Annotated in this window: 15 protein-coding genes; 12 read left to right on the top strand and 3 right to left on the bottom strand. The window is 51.3% G+C overall.

Annotated elements, in window-relative coordinates; genetic code table 11:
- The first annotated feature begins 3 nt into the window (after positions 1-3).
- The 6 genes from spoT to H141_RS0105305 all read left to right on the top strand — a co-directional run bounded on the left by spoT (position 4) and on the right by H141_RS0105305 (position 7445).
- A complete protein-coding gene (gene spoT / locus H141_RS0105330; protein WP_019675212.1) occupies positions 4-2124 on the top strand; it encodes a bifunctional GTP diphosphokinase/guanosine-3',5'-bis pyrophosphate 3'-pyrophosphohydrolase in 2121 nt (706 codons plus the stop codon).
- Between the two features lie 4 nt (positions 2125-2128).
- A complete protein-coding gene (locus H141_RS0105325) occupies positions 2129-2521 on the top strand; it encodes a RidA family protein (RefSeq protein WP_019675211.1) in 393 nt (130 codons plus the stop codon).
- On the top strand, positions 2521-3354 hold the full coding sequence (locus H141_RS0105320; RefSeq protein WP_019675210.1) for a substrate-binding periplasmic protein: 834 nt from the start codon (positions 2521-2523) through the stop codon (positions 3352-3354). The genes H141_RS0105325 and H141_RS0105320 overlap by 1 nt, the downstream gene beginning before the upstream one ends.
- Before the next feature lie 212 nt (positions 3355-3566).
- Complete coding sequence (locus H141_RS0105315) at positions 3567-4325, top strand: substrate-binding periplasmic protein (RefSeq protein ID WP_083923033.1); 759 nt, start codon at positions 3567-3569, stop codon at positions 4323-4325.
- A gap of 231 nt (positions 4326-4556) precedes the next feature.
- Entirely contained in the window at positions 4557-6638 is a 2082-nt protein-coding gene (gene recG, locus H141_RS0105310; protein ID WP_019675208.1) for an ATP-dependent DNA helicase RecG, read from the top strand.
- Positions 6639-6650: 12 nt separating this feature from the next.
- Positions 6651-7445, top strand: a complete 795-nt coding sequence (locus H141_RS0105305) for a putative hydro-lyase (RefSeq protein ID WP_019675207.1) — start codon at positions 6651-6653, stop codon at positions 7443-7445.
- Positions 7446-7526: 81 nt separating this feature from the next.
- On the opposite strand, the gene H141_RS0105300 is transcribed toward H141_RS0105305, so the two are convergent.
- Positions 7527-9395, bottom strand: coding sequence for a beta-propeller domain-containing protein (locus tag H141_RS0105300; protein WP_033425398.1), 1869 nt, complete (start codon positions 9393-9395; stop codon positions 7527-7529).
- A gap of 261 nt (positions 9396-9656) precedes the next feature.
- Here H141_RS0105300 and H141_RS0105295 point away from each other — a divergent pair, with 261 nt between their 5' ends.
- From H141_RS0105295 to H141_RS0105270, 6 genes are all read left to right on the top strand, one after another.
- Entirely contained in the window at positions 9657-9935 is a 279-nt protein-coding gene (locus tag H141_RS0105295) for a DUF3297 family protein (protein WP_019675205.1), read from the top strand.
- Between the two features lie 188 nt (positions 9936-10123).
- A complete protein-coding gene (locus tag H141_RS0105290; protein ID WP_019675204.1) occupies positions 10124-10861 on the top strand; it encodes a 5-oxoprolinase subunit PxpA in 738 nt (245 codons plus the stop codon).
- 8 nt (positions 10862-10869) lie between these two features.
- Positions 10870-11592, top strand: coding sequence for a 5-oxoprolinase subunit PxpB (gene pxpB, locus H141_RS0105285; protein ID WP_033425401.1), 723 nt, complete (start codon positions 10870-10872; stop codon positions 11590-11592).
- Positions 11589-12572, top strand: a complete 984-nt coding sequence (locus H141_RS0105280) for a 5-oxoprolinase subunit C family protein (protein ID WP_019675202.1) — start codon at positions 11589-11591, stop codon at positions 12570-12572. The genes pxpB and H141_RS0105280 overlap by 4 nt, the downstream gene beginning before the upstream one ends.
- A complete protein-coding gene (locus H141_RS0105275) occupies positions 12562-13395 on the top strand; it encodes a glutamate cyclase domain-containing protein (RefSeq protein ID WP_019675201.1) in 834 nt (277 codons plus the stop codon). Before H141_RS0105280 ends, H141_RS0105275 begins: the two co-directional genes overlap by 11 nt.
- 183 nt (positions 13396-13578) lie before the next feature.
- Complete coding sequence (locus tag H141_RS0105270; protein ID WP_026349248.1) at positions 13579-14445, top strand: D-amino acid aminotransferase; 867 nt, start codon at positions 13579-13581, stop codon at positions 14443-14445.
- A gap of 92 nt (positions 14446-14537) precedes the next feature.
- Here H141_RS0105270 and H141_RS0105265 read toward each other — a convergent pair whose 3' ends face one another.
- Both H141_RS0105265 and H141_RS0105260 read right to left on the bottom strand, forming a co-directional pair.
- Entirely contained in the window at positions 14538-14777 is a 240-nt protein-coding gene (locus H141_RS0105265; RefSeq protein WP_019675199.1) for a YlcI/YnfO family protein, read from the bottom strand.
- Positions 14774-15196: a putative toxin-antitoxin system toxin component, PIN family gene (locus H141_RS0105260; protein ID WP_019675198.1), complete on the bottom strand. Its 423-nt coding sequence runs from the start codon at positions 15194-15196 to the stop codon at positions 14774-14776. The genes H141_RS0105265 and H141_RS0105260 overlap by 4 nt, the downstream gene beginning before the upstream one ends.
- Positions 15197-15245 lie beyond the last annotated feature (49 nt).

Here is a 15245-nt window from a genome sequence, read left to right as displayed (position 1 = left end):
TATGTGTATTTATTTGAAGGCCTGAAAAATCAAATTTCCGCCTACCTGCCTGCCGAGCAGGTCAGTCTGGTGCAACAGGCCTATGTGGTCGCGCGTGACGCGCATGCCCCGCAAACCCGCTCCAGCGGCGAACCATACATTACTCACCCGGTTGCCGTTACCAGTATTCTGGCAGAAATGCGGATGGACCATGAAACCCTGATGGCCGCGCTGCTGCATGACGTTATTGAAGACACCGAATATAGCAAAGAAGATTTGGCCCGGCTATTTGGTGATACCGTGGCTGAACTGGTGCAGGGGGTCAGTAAGCTCGATAAAGTTAAATTTAAAGATTATCAGGAATTCGAAGCCACCAACCTGCAAAAAATGTTTATGGCGATGACTCAGGACATCCGGGTAATCTTAATAAAACTGGCCGATCGCACCCACAATATGCGCACCCTGGGCGCTCTGCGGCCGGACAAGCGGCGGCGGATTGCCAAAGAAACCCTGGAGCTGTACGCCCCCATCGCCAACCGCCTGGGTATTCACAACATTAAAAACGAACTGGAAGATTTAGGCTTTCAGGCGCTTTACCCTATGCGATACCGGGCGCTGGGCAGTGCAGTAAAACTGGCCCGGGGCAACCGGCGTGAATTGCTGGAAAAAGTGCAGAATGAAATTCGGGGCCGGATCAGCGATGCCGGCATTGAAGCTGATGTCAGCGGCCGGGAAAAACACCTGTATAGCATTTATCGCAAAATGAAAAACAAAGAGCTGATGTTCAATGACGTGATGGACATTTATGCTTTTCGGGTCGTGGTTAACTCAATCGATAACTGTTACCGCATCCTTGGCCTGGTTCATAACCTGTATAAGCCGATTGAAATCCGCTTTAAAGACTACATTGCTATCCCGAAACAAAATGGTTATCAGTCGTTGCATACCTCACTTATTGGCCCACACGGCATTCCGGTTGAAATTCAGATGCGAACCCGGGAAATGGACGAAATGGCCGATAAGGGTATTGCTGCCCACTGGATGTACAAATCAAATGGTGAACACAAAGACACCACGGCTCAAATCCGCGCCCATCGCTGGATGCAAAGCCTGCTGGAATTGCAGCAAAGCGCCGGTACCAGCTACGAATTTGTCGAAAACGTAAAATCAGAGCTATACCCGGAAGAACTTTACGTATTTACCCCCAAAGGTAAAATTGTGGAGCTGCCGATTGGCGCTACCGCGGTCGATTTTGCCTATGCTGTGCACACCGATGTCGGTAACCGCTGTGTCGGTGCCAAAGTAGACCGCCGGCCATACTCCCTTAGCAAAACTCTGGAAACCGGCCAGACTGTTGAAATTATCACCAGCCCCGGTGGCAAACCCAATGCCAACTGGCTTAATTATGTGGTAACCAGCCGGGCCATTCTGGGTATTCGCAACTACTTAAAACGTCAGCAGCAAAACGAAGCTATCAGCCTGGGTAAGCGGCTGCTAACCTCCGCCCTGGGTGAAGTAAAACTGGAAGATATTGCCCCAGAGCGGATTGAGCAGGTGCTGAAAAATGTTCATCAACAATCCTTCGATGCGCTGTGCAGTGAAATTGGCCTGGGTAATCAGCTACCGGTTGCCATTGCCCGGCGTTTACTGGGTGAATTTGAAGCCGATGACACCAGCGGTAAAAACAGCTCGCCACTGCCAAAAAGCAATGCCTTTATTGTCGGCTCTGAGGGAATGCTGGTTACCTTTGCCAAGTGTTGCCGGCCAATACCGGGTGATGAAATTGTCGCTAATGCCACCCCGGGCAAAGGCCTGAATGTGCACCGCAGCGACTGTCGCAACATCAAAGGCTGGGAGCGCGACCCCGCCAAGTTTTTCCCTATTCGCTGGGACAATACCAGCGACAAACAATTTTTATGTGATATCCGGGTGTTTATTATTAACCGCCAGGGTGTACTGGCGAAACTTACTACGCTTATTGCCAGCCAAAATTCGAATATTCAGGATCTGATTACCGACGACCGCGATACCGGTGAATACGTTATTAAAATTAGCCTGTCAGTACAGGACCGGGTGCATCTGGCCAATGTGATGCGGAAAATCCGGGTTATGCCAGACGTGCAAAAAGTTTACAGAAGGAAATAATTTTATGTCAAAAGTCATTATCCGCACTGAGGCAGCGCCCGCTGCTATTGGCACTTACAGCCAGGCGGTCAAAATAGGTACAACTGTTTATTTATCTGGCCAGATCCCGTTGGATCCAGCCAGCATGCAAATGGTGTCAGAAGATTTTGCTGAGCAAACACATCAGGTTTTTAAAAACCTGACGGCGGTGTGTGAAGCGGCCGGTGGTACCCTGAATAATATGGTAAAGGCAAATATCTTCCTGACTGACCTTGCTCAGTTCGCTACCGTTAACCAGATTATGAGCGAATACTTTGCTGAACCCTACCCGGCCAGAGCGGCCGTACAGGTCAGCGCCTTGCCCCGTGGCGCGCAAATTGAGATAGACGGCGTGATGGAAGTGCCGTCTACCCAGTGATGAACAACCCAGCGGCGTTATGCAGCGTTGTTGTCTGTAGCTTCTGGCTGGCGTTGCCACTTGCCGCCCGCACGGCTGAACCTGAGCCGGCGGCAACCACCGCAACCGAACCACCGCAACTGATCTGGTGTCTGGATCATTTTCCGTATTTTCATGAGTATGACAGCACTGACACGCCAACCGGCCCCTCGGTAACCTTAATGCAGGAGCTGGCGAAACGCGCCGGCTTTATTCTGAATTTCAGCCCCCGCACCAAACTTGCCCGCTGTTTAAAGTTAATGGAAAAAGGCGAGGTTGACCTGATGAGCAACCTGAAATACAGCGATGAACGAAACCAGTTTATCCATCTGCTACCTTACAGTGACAACGTAGCAGAAAGCTTATTTGTAAGGAAAAACGACCCGCGGCTTATTAATAATCAGGCTCAGTTACGCGGCATGACCCTGGCAACCTTACGTCACTTTCTGTATAACCCGGCCACCATGAAACTGATAGCTGAAGAGTCACGCCATATCACTGAGGTTGGCAGCATTGAAGTTGCATTGGAAATGCTGCTACGTAACCGGATCGACGGCCTGGTTGCACCGACTATCAGCACAACTGAAGCCATTAACGATGTTAGCAGTTATCAACAACGCTTTAAAATTGCCCCAATCGACTTCAGTGGCAGTGCGCCAAATAACCTGCATCTGGGCATTGCCAGAAACAGCCGGCACGCCACTTTAATGCCGCTACTGCAACAGCATCTGCAAGCCATGATTGACGATGGCACCGTAGCACGGCTGATTCGAAACCCGACAGACCGGCCGCAAGTGGAGGAACTAAAGCAATAAGTAGTGCCGCAGCCAGCATTAATACCAGATAACGTTTCAGCACCTTTTTGACCTCTTCTCTTGCGTTTGCTACGCTTGGTTTTAGTTTTAATGGGACAAGGTAAAGCCCATTTGATGGTTCGACTCAATACTGACTTAAAACCACGGCTAGTTTGGTCTTATGCTATGCTTCAGTCATATGTAATAGCATTACTACCAGAGGTCACCACACCATGCATTCAGGCTGGCTTAGCGGAATTTTGTTATGGCTTACCATGAGTTTGCCAGCGATGGCACTGCAGGCTGAACAGCCAGAACTTGAATGGTGCTTGGACGATTACCCGAACCGGCATAATTACCCTGCTCAGGGTTCCCCTTATGGCCCAACCGTTGACTTTATGCAGGAGTTAGCCAAACGTGCCTCTATCCGTATTCGCTATAGCCCCAGCATTCCCTTTGCTCGCTGTCTCAGGCTAATGGAGCAAGGCAAAACCGATCTAATGGTTCGACTAAAGACTGACGCTGAGCGCGAACGCTTTATGTTTATGCTTCCTCTTCAAGAGTCACCACCGGAGATCCTGGTTATACATACAGACAGTCCCGATATTAAAAACACCTCTGAACTAAAGCGGCTCAACGTGATGTTTATTCGAGGTTATACCTACCAAGGTAATACAATTAATATCATTGCCAATCACCCGCGGAGCATCATAATCGACTCGATTGATGTTGGGCTTCAGATGCTGTTAAAGGGTCGGGGGGATGCCATAGTGACCACAGAAGAATATATCAACCGCCAAATTCAGAGTAAGTCAGAATACCGCGACCAATTCAAACTGGCTAGCCTGCCCCTTCATGACGCAGAACAAAATTTTTTTATATATTTGGCCTTATCCAAAGCCAGCCCCCATGCTCATCTGAAAGAACGTTTAGAACAAGCCATTGCATCTATGATTGCAGACGATTTAATGGATTTGTACGGCGACAATTAGCAACAGCTGACGTTACTATCATCAAGCTTTAAAACCTCAGTCTGTTTCGTCAGATGCCATGCTAAAACATCGTTAGCCCGTTGAAGGCGCTCCTATTCGGATTAAAAGTGGACTTTGCACAGAAGATCGCGCAACGGGTCCTATCCAGTCTTAACAAGCTGTATTGCTAGCCTTTTCGGGACTACGCAGGGTAAACTGACCATACTCAAAAATGCACAAGAGACGGCCTTAGTGACAGCAACCCGACTGGACAGCCTAAGCATCAGCCTGATCAAAGGAGTAGGTGCCAAAGTGGCGCAGCGCCTGGAAAAGCTTGGCATAGCCAGTGTCCAGGACTTACTGTTTCATTTACCGTTGCGCTATGAAGACCGTACCCGGATTTACCCTATTGCCGACTTAATGCCGGCAATTCACGCTACCGTGCTGGCAGAAGTAATAAGCAGTGACATTCAGTTTGGCAAAAGGCGCAGCTGGCTGATTAAGGTAGCCGATGGCAGCGGCTTTTTAACCTGCCGCTTTTTTCATTTTAGCGCGGCTCAAAAAAACGCGATTATCCCGGGCGTTAAACTGCGGCTGTTTGGCGAGGTGAAACGCGGCCCCAGGGGGGTTGAAATGTTGCATCCGGAATACCAGGTGCAGCAGGATGAGCTGCTACAACAGGTAGCCGAAACACTTACTCCGGTATACCCGACAACTGAAGGCATCAAGCAGGCCAGCTGGCGCAAGCTAACCGATACCGCCCTCGACTACCTTAATCGCTATGCACCGGCAGAGTATCTGCCGGCAAACTTACTGAGCTCACCCTGGTCACTGGCCGATGCTCTGGCTTATATTCACCGGCCACCACCTGATGCAGAGCTCAGTCTGCTGGAACAGGGTCATCACCCGGCACAACAACGGTTGATCCTGGAGGAGCTGGTTGCCCAACAACTGAGCATGTACCAGCTGCGTAGCCAGAGTCAGCAACAACGGGCAGTTGCGCTAAGCGACAAGCCTGAAATAACCCAGGCATTTTTAGCAAGCTTACCTTTTCAGCTTACCGGTGCCCAACAGCGGGTTGTGGCCGAACTACGGCAGGATTTATCCCAGGCTTTACCGATGCTCCGCCTGGTGCAGGGTGATGTCGGCTCCGGCAAAACCCTGGTTGCCGCGTTGGCTGCGCTAACAGCTATCGGCCAGGGTTATCAGGTGGCATTGATGGCCCCTACTGAACTATTGGCAGAGCAACATGCTGCAAATTTTAGTAAATGGTTTAGCCCGCTTGACATCACAGTGGCGTGGCTCGGCGGTAAAACTAAAGGCAAGGCACGCGATGAGGTGCTAAACCAGCTGGCCGATGGCCGCGCCCAGATGGTATTAGGTACCCATGCATTATTCCAGCACAGTGTCAGCTTTAGTAAGCTGGCACTGATTATTATTGACGAGCAACATCGCTTTGGCGTGCATCAACGCTTAGCCCTGCGCGAAAAAGGTGGTATGCCCGGGGTGTATCCGCATCAGTTGGTAATGACCGCCACCCCTATTCCGCGCACCCTGGCGATGACCGCCTATGCCGATCTGGATACCTCCGTTATCGACGAATTACCGCCCGGCCGTACCCCGGTAACCACCGTTGCCATTCCCGACAGCCGCCGCGCGGAAATTATTGAGCGGGTGCGCAATGGCGTACTGCAAGACAAACGGCAGGTATACTGGGTATGCACCCTTATTGAAGAATCTGAAGTATTGCAGTGCCAGGCCGCCGAAGACACCGCCGCCAGCCTGGCCGCAGCTTTGCCCGGGCTGCATATTGCCCTGGTGCATGGCCGCTTAAAAAGCGCAGATAAACAAGATATTATGGCGCGTTTTAGCAGTGGCGAACTCGACCTGTTAGTGGCAACCACGGTGATTGAGGTAGGGGTAGACGTACCCAACGCCAGTTTAATGATTATTGAAAACCCCGAGCGGCTGGGTCTGGCGCAGTTACACCAGTTACGCGGCCGGGTGGGTCGTGGCAGCGCCGTGTCGCATTGTGTTTTGTTGTACCATGCGCCACTATCGAAAACAGCTCAGGCCAGGCTCAGCGTATTACGTGACTCTAACGACGGCTTTGTCATTGCCCAGCGCGACCTGGAAATTCGCGGCCCGGGCGAGCTGTTGGGCACCCGCCAAACCGGCCTGCTGCAGTTTAAAATTGCCGACATCAGCCGCGATGCTGCGCTGATCCCACATGCCCGCCAGTTGGCTGCGCAGTTGTGGCAACAAGATCAAGCCGCCAGCCTGCAACTTATCCGGCGCTGGCTGGCTAACAAAGATATTTATGGTAACGCCTGAAGGACTAATTTAATGACAGAGTTACAACATTTCAGCCCGTTGCATCTGCGCCAACAGTGCCGCAGTGGCCGGTTCAGCGGCACCACCTCCGGCTTAGCCCCCGGCTTTGTTCAGGCCAATATGGCCATATTACCCAAGCAATATGCTGCCGACTTTTTGCAGTTTTGTCATTTCAACCCCAAACCCTGCCCTTTGCTGGGCATGGCCGCGATGCCAGGCGCCACCGATATGCCGGCGCTGGCAGCGCAGCTGGACATTCGCAGCGATTTGCCGAAATACCGGATTTTCCGGGACGGCAAGCTAACCAATGAAGTAACCGATGTCAGTGCTTACTGGCGGGATGATTTAGTGACCTTCTTAATTGGCTGCTCGTTTTCATTTGAAGAATCGTTACTGGCCGACGGCCTGGAAATTCGGAATATTACTGAAAAAGTAAACGTACCTATGTATCGCACCACTATCGGCTGCACCCCGGCCGGCGTTTTTCACGGCGATATGGTAGTCAGCATGCGCCCCATGACCCCGGCTGATGCTATTCGTGCCATTCAAATCTGCTCGCGTTTCCCGCAGGTGCATGGCGCACCGGTGCACTTCGGCGACCCGGCCGCTATTGGCATCAATAATATCGATAAACCCGACTTTGGTGATGCGGTAACCATAAAACCAGGCGAAGTACCGGTATTCTGGGCCTGCGGCGTTACGCCTCAGGTAGCCATCGCTAATGCTAAAGTAGACTTTTGCATTACCCACAGCCCGGGCCATATGCTGGTTTTAGACGTGCCAAACAGTAAGCTGGCAATGTTGTAAGGTCAGGCTGCCGGCCGGGCTTAGCTGACAGACCAGCGCTATTGCTAAAATGCACTGACCATCCAGGCCAGTGCCATGCTATTAATACTGGCCAATAACCTGCTCTGGCAGTTGCCAGTTGCTTTGATACACCTTATCGTCGACGATAAAGTAAATATCATCATTTACCAGTACGCTGCGGGCATCCCATGAGCTGTAGTATTCACTATGCTCTGGGATCAATTCGCCTGTCTTATCCATAGTCCCGTTACTATCCACTTGCAGTGTCAATAAACTTATCTGGCCGCCGTACTCGGCTGAATAACGGCTAAGCGGCAATGCCATTCTGGTTATGCTGCCATGCTGCACAGTTGCCAGGCTGTGGTGCTGATGCTCCAGCGGTGAAAACTGTGCATTAAACAGCAGTTCCTGCTGGACCACGGCATCGTCAGCAGCTACATCAAACAAAGCAATCTTGGCCCCTGCAGTGTCCCATAACGGGTTACCGGCAGAGTCCATTTCAATTTGCTGGCCCAGCCCCCATAGCAGGTTATTATTAATGCTGTGCAGGTAAGCCGAATACCCCGGGATCTCCAGTTCGCCAATAATCGCAGGCTGCATTGGGTTGCTGATGTCCAGGGTGTACAACGGATCGGTACGCTCAAAGGTCACTACATAAGCCCGCTCACCTACAAACCTTACCCCGTAAATCGCCTCGCCTGGTTTACCGATTACCTGCTCCGGCTGCTGAGCACTGGGCAGTTTAGCCACGGTCTGCAGGCTGTTACCCTGTTGCTGCATTACCCAAAACTGGTTTAGCGGTCCGTTGTTACCCCAGCTGGTTGTCAGCAACATCAAATATTGCTGTTTTTCATGCAACATAAAAGCAGTCTGGCTGCCCTGAATATAGCCATCTACCGCACCAGTAGCCTGATATCCCGCCGCAGCGTCATCCAGGCTAAATTTATGCAGCACCGTTTTTTCCTCAGTTGCACTGTAAACGCCGCCGTGTAAATACAGATGTTCTGCTGACATGTACATATCAGTAACTGGGGTAATAATACAGCTGCTTTCAGTCTGATATGGAGCACTGGTGGCAATGCGGGTAACAACTACCATCCGGCTGTTGCCTTCATTCGCTTGCCGGTCTGCCGGCAGGTAACACTGTTGCGATGCAATTAATGGCTCAGCCGCAGTATTGTTAAGTTGGCGCTTGGGCATTAACTCACTTAGCCGGGTGCTTTCCAGCAGCTGAATATTGTGTTGTTTGTCAGCTACTGTGGCAGCGTAATGCTTTAAGCCCTCTACTTCGGGTTTATAACGAGATACCAGCCACAGCGCATCTACAGTGCGGCGGCTGTCCAGCAGTTCGCCATCAAACTGCAACTGATACACATTATTACCCTGCTCAAACAGCTGCACAAAAACGGCAGGACTGATCTTCTCAAGGCCAGATGGCGGAAAATTAAAGCCAATACCATGGTAGCTTTCACCTCCCACCACTATCAGCCGGTTACCGCTGGCATACAAACCATGCACCCGCCCCAGTTCCGGCGGCAGCTCCAGATCGTCCAGCGCAGTCAGGCTACTATCGTCATTGCGCTGCCAGCGCTTGAGATAAGGCAAATAAGTATCTGGCGTCAAACCACTGACATACAGGGTTTGCTCCGCAAATTTCACTCTGTCTGCCTCATCCACACCCTCGGTGACCAAATTGGTTACTGACACAGCCGGCGGCGGAGGCGGAGGTGGAGCTGCAGGAGGCGCGGCCGTAGAGCCAGAGACAGCAGTTTGGGCATATAAACCATTTTTCAGATAACTGGCCAACGGCTGACCGCTTACCTGGGTCAGTGGTGCAGTGCTGCTGCGGGCAACTGATACCTGCCATAAGTTTGCATTTTCATCGTTTTCTGAATCGCCGCCGCACGCTACCAGCAACAGGCTGGCAGCAATTACGCTCACTGTCCTCATTGTGTTATTTCCCTTTAATATATTTGCGCGCAACTGTAACCAAAAAGTGAACTGGGAACTATGCTTTTTTGTAGTGAACTGTAAAGAGTTGTTATCGCGGCAAAGCAGTCTTTTAACTGTCAGCGCTTAACTGTTAGCGCTTAACTATTAAGGGTCAGATCCAGAATGTCAGCCATTTTTCCTGTTTGTTGCTGTCGCTATTGAGCAGACTGCCGGCATTGCCTACAATGGCGTACGTTTAACTTTTTATAGATCAGAGCCATGAACGACGCAACCACAAACGATACCACAACGAATGACAACACTGCCCGCCCGGAATTACCGGATCACCTTTCTGTTAATCCCCGCAGCCGTCATTATGTTGAAGCAGTATTCCAGCATGATGTTGGCATCAGGCTGAACGGCAAAGAGCGCTTTGACGTTGAAGAATATTGCATCAGCGAAGGTTGGGTAAAAGTCGCTGCAGCCAAAGCACTTGACCGCCGCGGCCAACCGTTGTTAATGACTCTGAAAGGCAAAGTTGAAGCGTTTTATCGCTAATTTAACTGCATAAATAACCAATAGCCTGCTACTTACAGGCTATTGGTTTAATACATTCTTATTTTAAGATTGCAGTATTACCCCGCCCCGGGCTATTGCTAATTAGCCTGACAACATGAATAATTTATTCCTGAGCAATAATTACCACTTTGCTGGCTAGCCATAGCGAGCTCAGCACAGGAGGCAACATGCAACTCAATTGCGATTTAGGCGAAAGCTACGGCAGCTGGACCATGGGTCTCGACAGCCAGGTTATGCCTTATATCGACCAGGCCAATATTGCCTGTGGCTTTCATGCCGGCGACCCGGACGTAATGCAGCGCACCCTGCAACTTGCCAAACAACATGGGGTGCAAATTGGTGCCCACCCTGCTTATCCTGATCTGAACGGCTTTGGCCGGCGCAGCATGCAATGCTCGCACAATGAAATAATCAATCTTATCCATTACCAGGTAGCCGCGCTGGACGGCATGGCACAGTGTCAGGGTTTAAACCTCAGCTACGTTAAACCACACGGTGCGCTGTATAACGATATGATGAGTAAACCCGCGGTCTGGCAGGCAGTATTGCAGGCCATTGCCAGCTATCACCAACCGTTAAAACTGATGCTGCTGGCCGATAATAACCGCCAGCGTTACTCTGAGCAGGCGGCCGCACTTCAGGTTGAACTGTTGTTTGAGGCCTTCGCCGACCGCCGCTATACCGATGAAGGCAAACTTACCCCACGAAGTAGCAACGGTGCAGTGCTGCATGGCAGCGAGGTGCTGGCCCAGGTAACTGAGCTGGTTAACGACGGCAGCGTGACTACCGCGACCGGCCAGCGGCTGGCATTAAATGCCGACACCCTGTGCGTGCATGGCGACAACCCGGGCGCCATTGCACAGGTAGCGCAAATTCGTGCTTTGCTAAGCCGCGCCCGGGCATGAACATCAGCATGAAAACAGCCATCAACAGCAGCAAGCCACTTTATAGCTTAACCATCGCCAGCGAAAACGCCGTTATGGTGTATTTTGAGCAAAAAATGGCGGCTGATATTGCCGGTTTAGTGCAGCAGGCCGGGCCGCTGATCCGCCGGGCAATGGGGCCACACCTGCTGGAACTCTTACCCTCCTATGCCTCTGTGATGGTGGTGTTTAACCCCTTTAGTTGTGACCATTTTCAGGCTAAACAATTGCTGCAACAGGCATTAAGCAGCCTTAGTGCCAGCAAGCAGCCAGTGGGCCGGCGCATAGAGTTACCGGTATATTACAGCGAGCAAAGCGGCCCCGATCTGGCCCTTATTGCCAAAACCAAACAGCTTAGCGTTGCTGAAGTGATTCAGCTGCATCAGCAGCAGGTATACCGGGTATATGCCATCGGCTTTGCCCCGGGCTTTGCTTACCTGGGCGAAGTGGCCGAACAACTGGCGATGCCCAGGCTGCAAAGCCCACGTGCCAGAGTGCCGCGCGGCGCGGTGGCCATCGCCGACCGCCAAACCGCAGTATATCCGGCAGTATCCCCGGGCGGCTGGAATTTAATTGGCTTATGTCCCACCCCGATGTTTCAGCCGCACAACCAACCCAGCATGCCGGTAGCAGTAGGTGATGAAGTGCAGTTTGTCGCGATTAGCAAAGCCGAGTTTTTAGCCCTCGGTGGCCAGATGGGTGACGAGCTATGAGCCATTTTGCAGTGCTTAACCCCGGGGTACTCAGCCTTATTCAGGATGCCGGCCGGTTCGGCCAGAGCCAGCTGGGCTTAACCAACGGCGGCCCGCTCGATGCCGGCTCGGCACGCTGGGCGAACGCGCTGTTAGGCAATAGCAGCAACGCCAGCTTTATTGAATGCAGCATTGGTGGCCTGCAACTGCAGGCTCAATGTAACACTACCCTCTGTGTTACCGGCGCCAGCTTAACCCTGACTGTTAATGGCACAGCCAAAGCCATGTGGCAAAGCCACAGCGTAAAGAGCGGCGATATTATCGAGCTTGGTATGGTAAGCCAGGGCCTGCGGGCTTATCTTGCGGTGGCCGGTGGCTTTAATATTACCCCGCAGTTTGGCAGCAGTGCCACGGTAATGCGCGAAGGGATCGGTGGCCTTAACCAGAACGGCGCTAAGTTGCAGGCGGGTGATAAGCTACCGCTGACAGCCACTGCAACATTGCCAACCCGCCAATTAGCTGCGGCTATGCAACCAAACTTTGATTTTAGCAACGGCCTTAGCCTGCGGCTGGTTGAAGGCTATCAGCACCAGCTGTTCAGCAGTGTTGAGCGCCAGCGCTTTTATCTTAATACCTATACCGTTACCCCTAAGGCCGACCGGATGGGCGTTAAACTCAGCGGCCCGGCTATCAGTTGCAGCAGCACCAGCCTGTTATCAGAAGGTATTTGCTATGGTGCAGTGCAAATTCCACCAGACGGCCAGCCAATAGTGCTGTTAAACGACCGGCAAACACTCGGCGGCTATCCAAAAATAGGCAGCGTGCTGTCACTTGATTGCTGGCTGCTGGCCCAGGCGCCGGCCGGCACCCAATTACAGTTTGTTAAAACCGACCCACAGCAGGCGCATAATGCCCTGTTGCTGGCACAGGCCCGCTATCAGCGGTTGTTATTAAGTATGGCTAGCATTAAAAACCCGGACGGAACAGCAGATGACAACTGATTTGCTACTGGTTAGCCAGCAAATTGAGCACTTATTAGTAGCCCGCAATTTACGCGGTATGCAGCTGTTACAGCAACAGCTGCAACCCGGTTATATATTGCGCGCGGCCCGGCTGATTAACCAATGCCAGGGCACAGTATTAATTGGCACCGGCTTTCCGGTACTCGACACCTTTGAAACCGACGGCCCGGTTGGCGCTATTGCCCTGTATCAACTGCTACAGCAACTGGGGGCTAAACCGGTGCTGGTGAGTGGCAATCCGTTATGCAGCGTGCTGGCCAGCCGTTATCGCACTTATCAAATTAGCGTTAATCAGCAGCAAAACCTGCCGGCTATTGCGGCGGCTGCGCTGGCACAGCTGCAACCGCAGTTAATTATTTCGATTGAACGGCCCGGTTTTACTGCCGACGGCCGCTACGCCAATATGCGCGGCGAAGATATTACCGAACGCTGCGCCAGTTTCGACCATTTTTTAAGCCTGGCCAGCTGCCCCACTATTGGTATTGGCGATGGCGGCAACGAAATTGGCATGGGCAATATGGCAAAGTTTCTGGGCCAGCTAAATATTACCCCGGCAATCACGGAATGCGACGAACTGGTGGTAGCCGACGTGTCTAACTGGGCAGCCTGGGGTATTATTGCCATGGTGTCAGTACTGCAGGGCCGCAACTTACTGGCAGACGCTAACCCTTTGGCCATTTTGCAATTTTTATCAGCCCACGGCAGTGTCGATGGCGTAACCCGGTTAAATACCTTAACCGAAGATGGCCTGGCGCATACCGAGGGCGAGCAACTGATTAGTGAATTACGCGAGTTGTTGTGAACTTGAGTGGTAAAAGTTTCGTGGTAAAACCAAATCGAGTTGCCCACGCCAACACGCCGTAAATACGTCCCTGTAGGCTCGTTTCCGCCCGTCCAGGGCTTCAACGGTTGGCTTAGGGCAAATCGATTCGTTTTAAATAGTTTATATCAGGTTCCAAAAAACCGTTTTTAAAGTGAGAACAGCATGAGCATAGTGTATTTAAATGGTGATTTTATACCGGCCAGCGAAGCGAAAATCTCGCCAATGGATCGCGGTTTTTTATTCGGCGACGGCATTTACGAAGTTATCCCCAGCTATAATGGCCGCTTTGTCGGCTTTAAGCCGCATATCGCCCGCATGCAGGATGGCTTAGCCCAGCTGTCTATCGATCCGGGCCTGAACCTGGCCGACTGGCAAGCCATTTGTCAGCGCCTGCTTACTGACAACCATGCTACTAATGGCGACAATCAGGCAGTTTATATTCAGGTAAGTCGCGGCACCGACACCAAACGCAACCATGCCTTTCCGGCCAATATCAAAGCTACCGTGTTTGCCTACGCTTTCCCAATCGCCGCCGAACCGCTGGCCGATAAAAGCAAAGCCACTACGTATAACGTGGTAACCGGCCAGGATTTACGCTGGCAGCGCTGCCATATTAAATCTACCTCGTTGCTCGGTAATGTGCTGCATTATCAGCAAGGCTACGCCAGTGGCGCCCAGGAAATTCTGCTGTTTGATAAAGACGGCAATTTAACCGAGGGCGCTGCCGTAAATGTGTTTGTGATAAAAGACGGCGTTATCGCCACCCCGCCGCTTAGCAATAAGCTGTTACCCGGTATCACCCGCTTATTACTGCTGAACATTTTGCGCAAGCACAGCAATATGCGGATAGAAGAACGCGATATTTCTGAGCAGGAAGTGTTCGCCGCTGATGAAATCTGGCTTACCAGCTCCAGCAAAGAAATCGCACCGGTTTTAAAAGTAAACGAGCATACCGTAGGCACCGGCGAAGTCGGCGATGTCTGGCTGGCCGCGCAACAGCTGTTTAGCGCCTATAAGTATGATGAGTGACCTGTCTCTCACTCCTTCGCCCTGCCTCTCTTTGTTAAAGACGGGAAACTAACCCGTCCCACTTTAGTAAAGGGGGACCACAGGGGGATTTGCTATTTTACTCTGTCATATTTTGCAGGCTCGGTTTCAGCTACCTTATCCATAGCCTGCAAAAATGCCCGCTCGTTTCCTTGCTGCTGCCGCGCTAACAAATACTCCTCCGTTAGTAATGCGGTCATTTTCTCTGCAACAGCAGAAGAGACAAACTGATTAATAGAGACACCGTCTTTTTTGGCCAGCGCCTTCACCTGTTGATGCAAGGAGTCAGGCAAGCGTAAACTAAGCGTACTCATATTTCACTCCTGTTAAGGGCTAAAAACTGTTGCGGCGTTATCGCTGTAATGCCAAACAGCTCACTTTTTCTGAAGTCTTTTATATTAAACGTAACAATAAACCGGCTTTGTGATTGTACCGCAAGCTCCAACACCATATCGTCCTGCGGGTCTTTCAGGCAAGGGCGCCATAAATAAAAAATCTGGAGTAAGGTTGCCCTGCTCAGCATATAATTAAGTATGTTATCAATATCTACTGCCGTAAGGTTTGGGATCAAACCAGGTCGTTTTAACACGGCTTCATATTCTAAAAACAAAGGTACTGATACAGCGGGCTTAAACCAGCCCTTGGTTAGCTCTGATAACAGTTTATAAGAAGCCCCTTGCTTTGAACGAAGGGCCGCCACCAGGATATTGGTATCAATCACAATTTTATGCATAGTTGAGGGCGTGCTTACGTTTACTGGTATTATAGACGATACCAAATAA

Source organism: Arsukibacterium perlucidum DSM 18276 (assembly GCF_000382165.1).
Classification (GTDB): Bacteria; Pseudomonadota; Gammaproteobacteria; order Enterobacterales; family Alteromonadaceae; genus Alishewanella; species Alishewanella perlucidum.
Note: the sequence above shows the minus strand (reverse complement) of the source record. Positions and strands in the feature narration are given on the sequence as shown.

Excerpts from the sequence above, each read along its gene's own strand:
- H141_RS0105325 (WP_019675211.1), top strand. The coding sequence starts at position 2,129 with ATGTCAAAAGTCATTATCCGCACTGAGGCAGCGCCCGCTGCTATTGGC.
- H141_RS0105320 (WP_019675210.1), top strand. The coding sequence starts at position 2,521 with ATGAACAACCCAGCGGCGTTATGCAGCGTTGTTGTCTGTAGCTTCTGG.
- H141_RS0105315 (WP_083923033.1), top strand. The coding sequence starts at position 3,567 with ATGCATTCAGGCTGGCTTAGCGGAATTTTGTTATGGCTTACCATGAGT.
- H141_RS0105305 (WP_019675207.1), top strand. The coding sequence starts at position 6,651 with ATGACAGAGTTACAACATTTCAGCCCGTTGCATCTGCGCCAACAGTGC.
- H141_RS0105300 (WP_033425398.1), bottom strand. The coding sequence starts at position 9,395 with ATGAGGACAGTGAGCGTAATTGCTGCCAGCCTGTTGCTGGTAGCGTGC.
- H141_RS0105295 (WP_019675205.1), top strand. The coding sequence starts at position 9,657 with ATGAACGACGCAACCACAAACGATACCACAACGAATGACAACACTGCC.
- H141_RS0105290 (WP_019675204.1), top strand. The coding sequence starts at position 10,124 with ATGCAACTCAATTGCGATTTAGGCGAAAGCTACGGCAGCTGGACCATG.
- pxpB (WP_033425401.1), top strand. The coding sequence starts at position 10,870 with ATGAAAACAGCCATCAACAGCAGCAAGCCACTTTATAGCTTAACCATC.
- H141_RS0105280 (WP_019675202.1), top strand. The coding sequence starts at position 11,589 with ATGAGCCATTTTGCAGTGCTTAACCCCGGGGTACTCAGCCTTATTCAG.
- H141_RS0105275 (WP_019675201.1), top strand. The coding sequence starts at position 12,562 with ATGACAACTGATTTGCTACTGGTTAGCCAGCAAATTGAGCACTTATTA.
- H141_RS0105270 (WP_026349248.1), top strand. The coding sequence starts at position 13,579 with ATGAGCATAGTGTATTTAAATGGTGATTTTATACCGGCCAGCGAAGCG.
- H141_RS0105265 (WP_019675199.1), bottom strand. The coding sequence starts at position 14,777 with ATGAGTACGCTTAGTTTACGCTTGCCTGACTCCTTGCATCAACAGGTG.
- H141_RS0105260 (WP_019675198.1), bottom strand. The coding sequence starts at position 15,196 with ATGCATAAAATTGTGATTGATACCAATATCCTGGTGGCGGCCCTTCGT.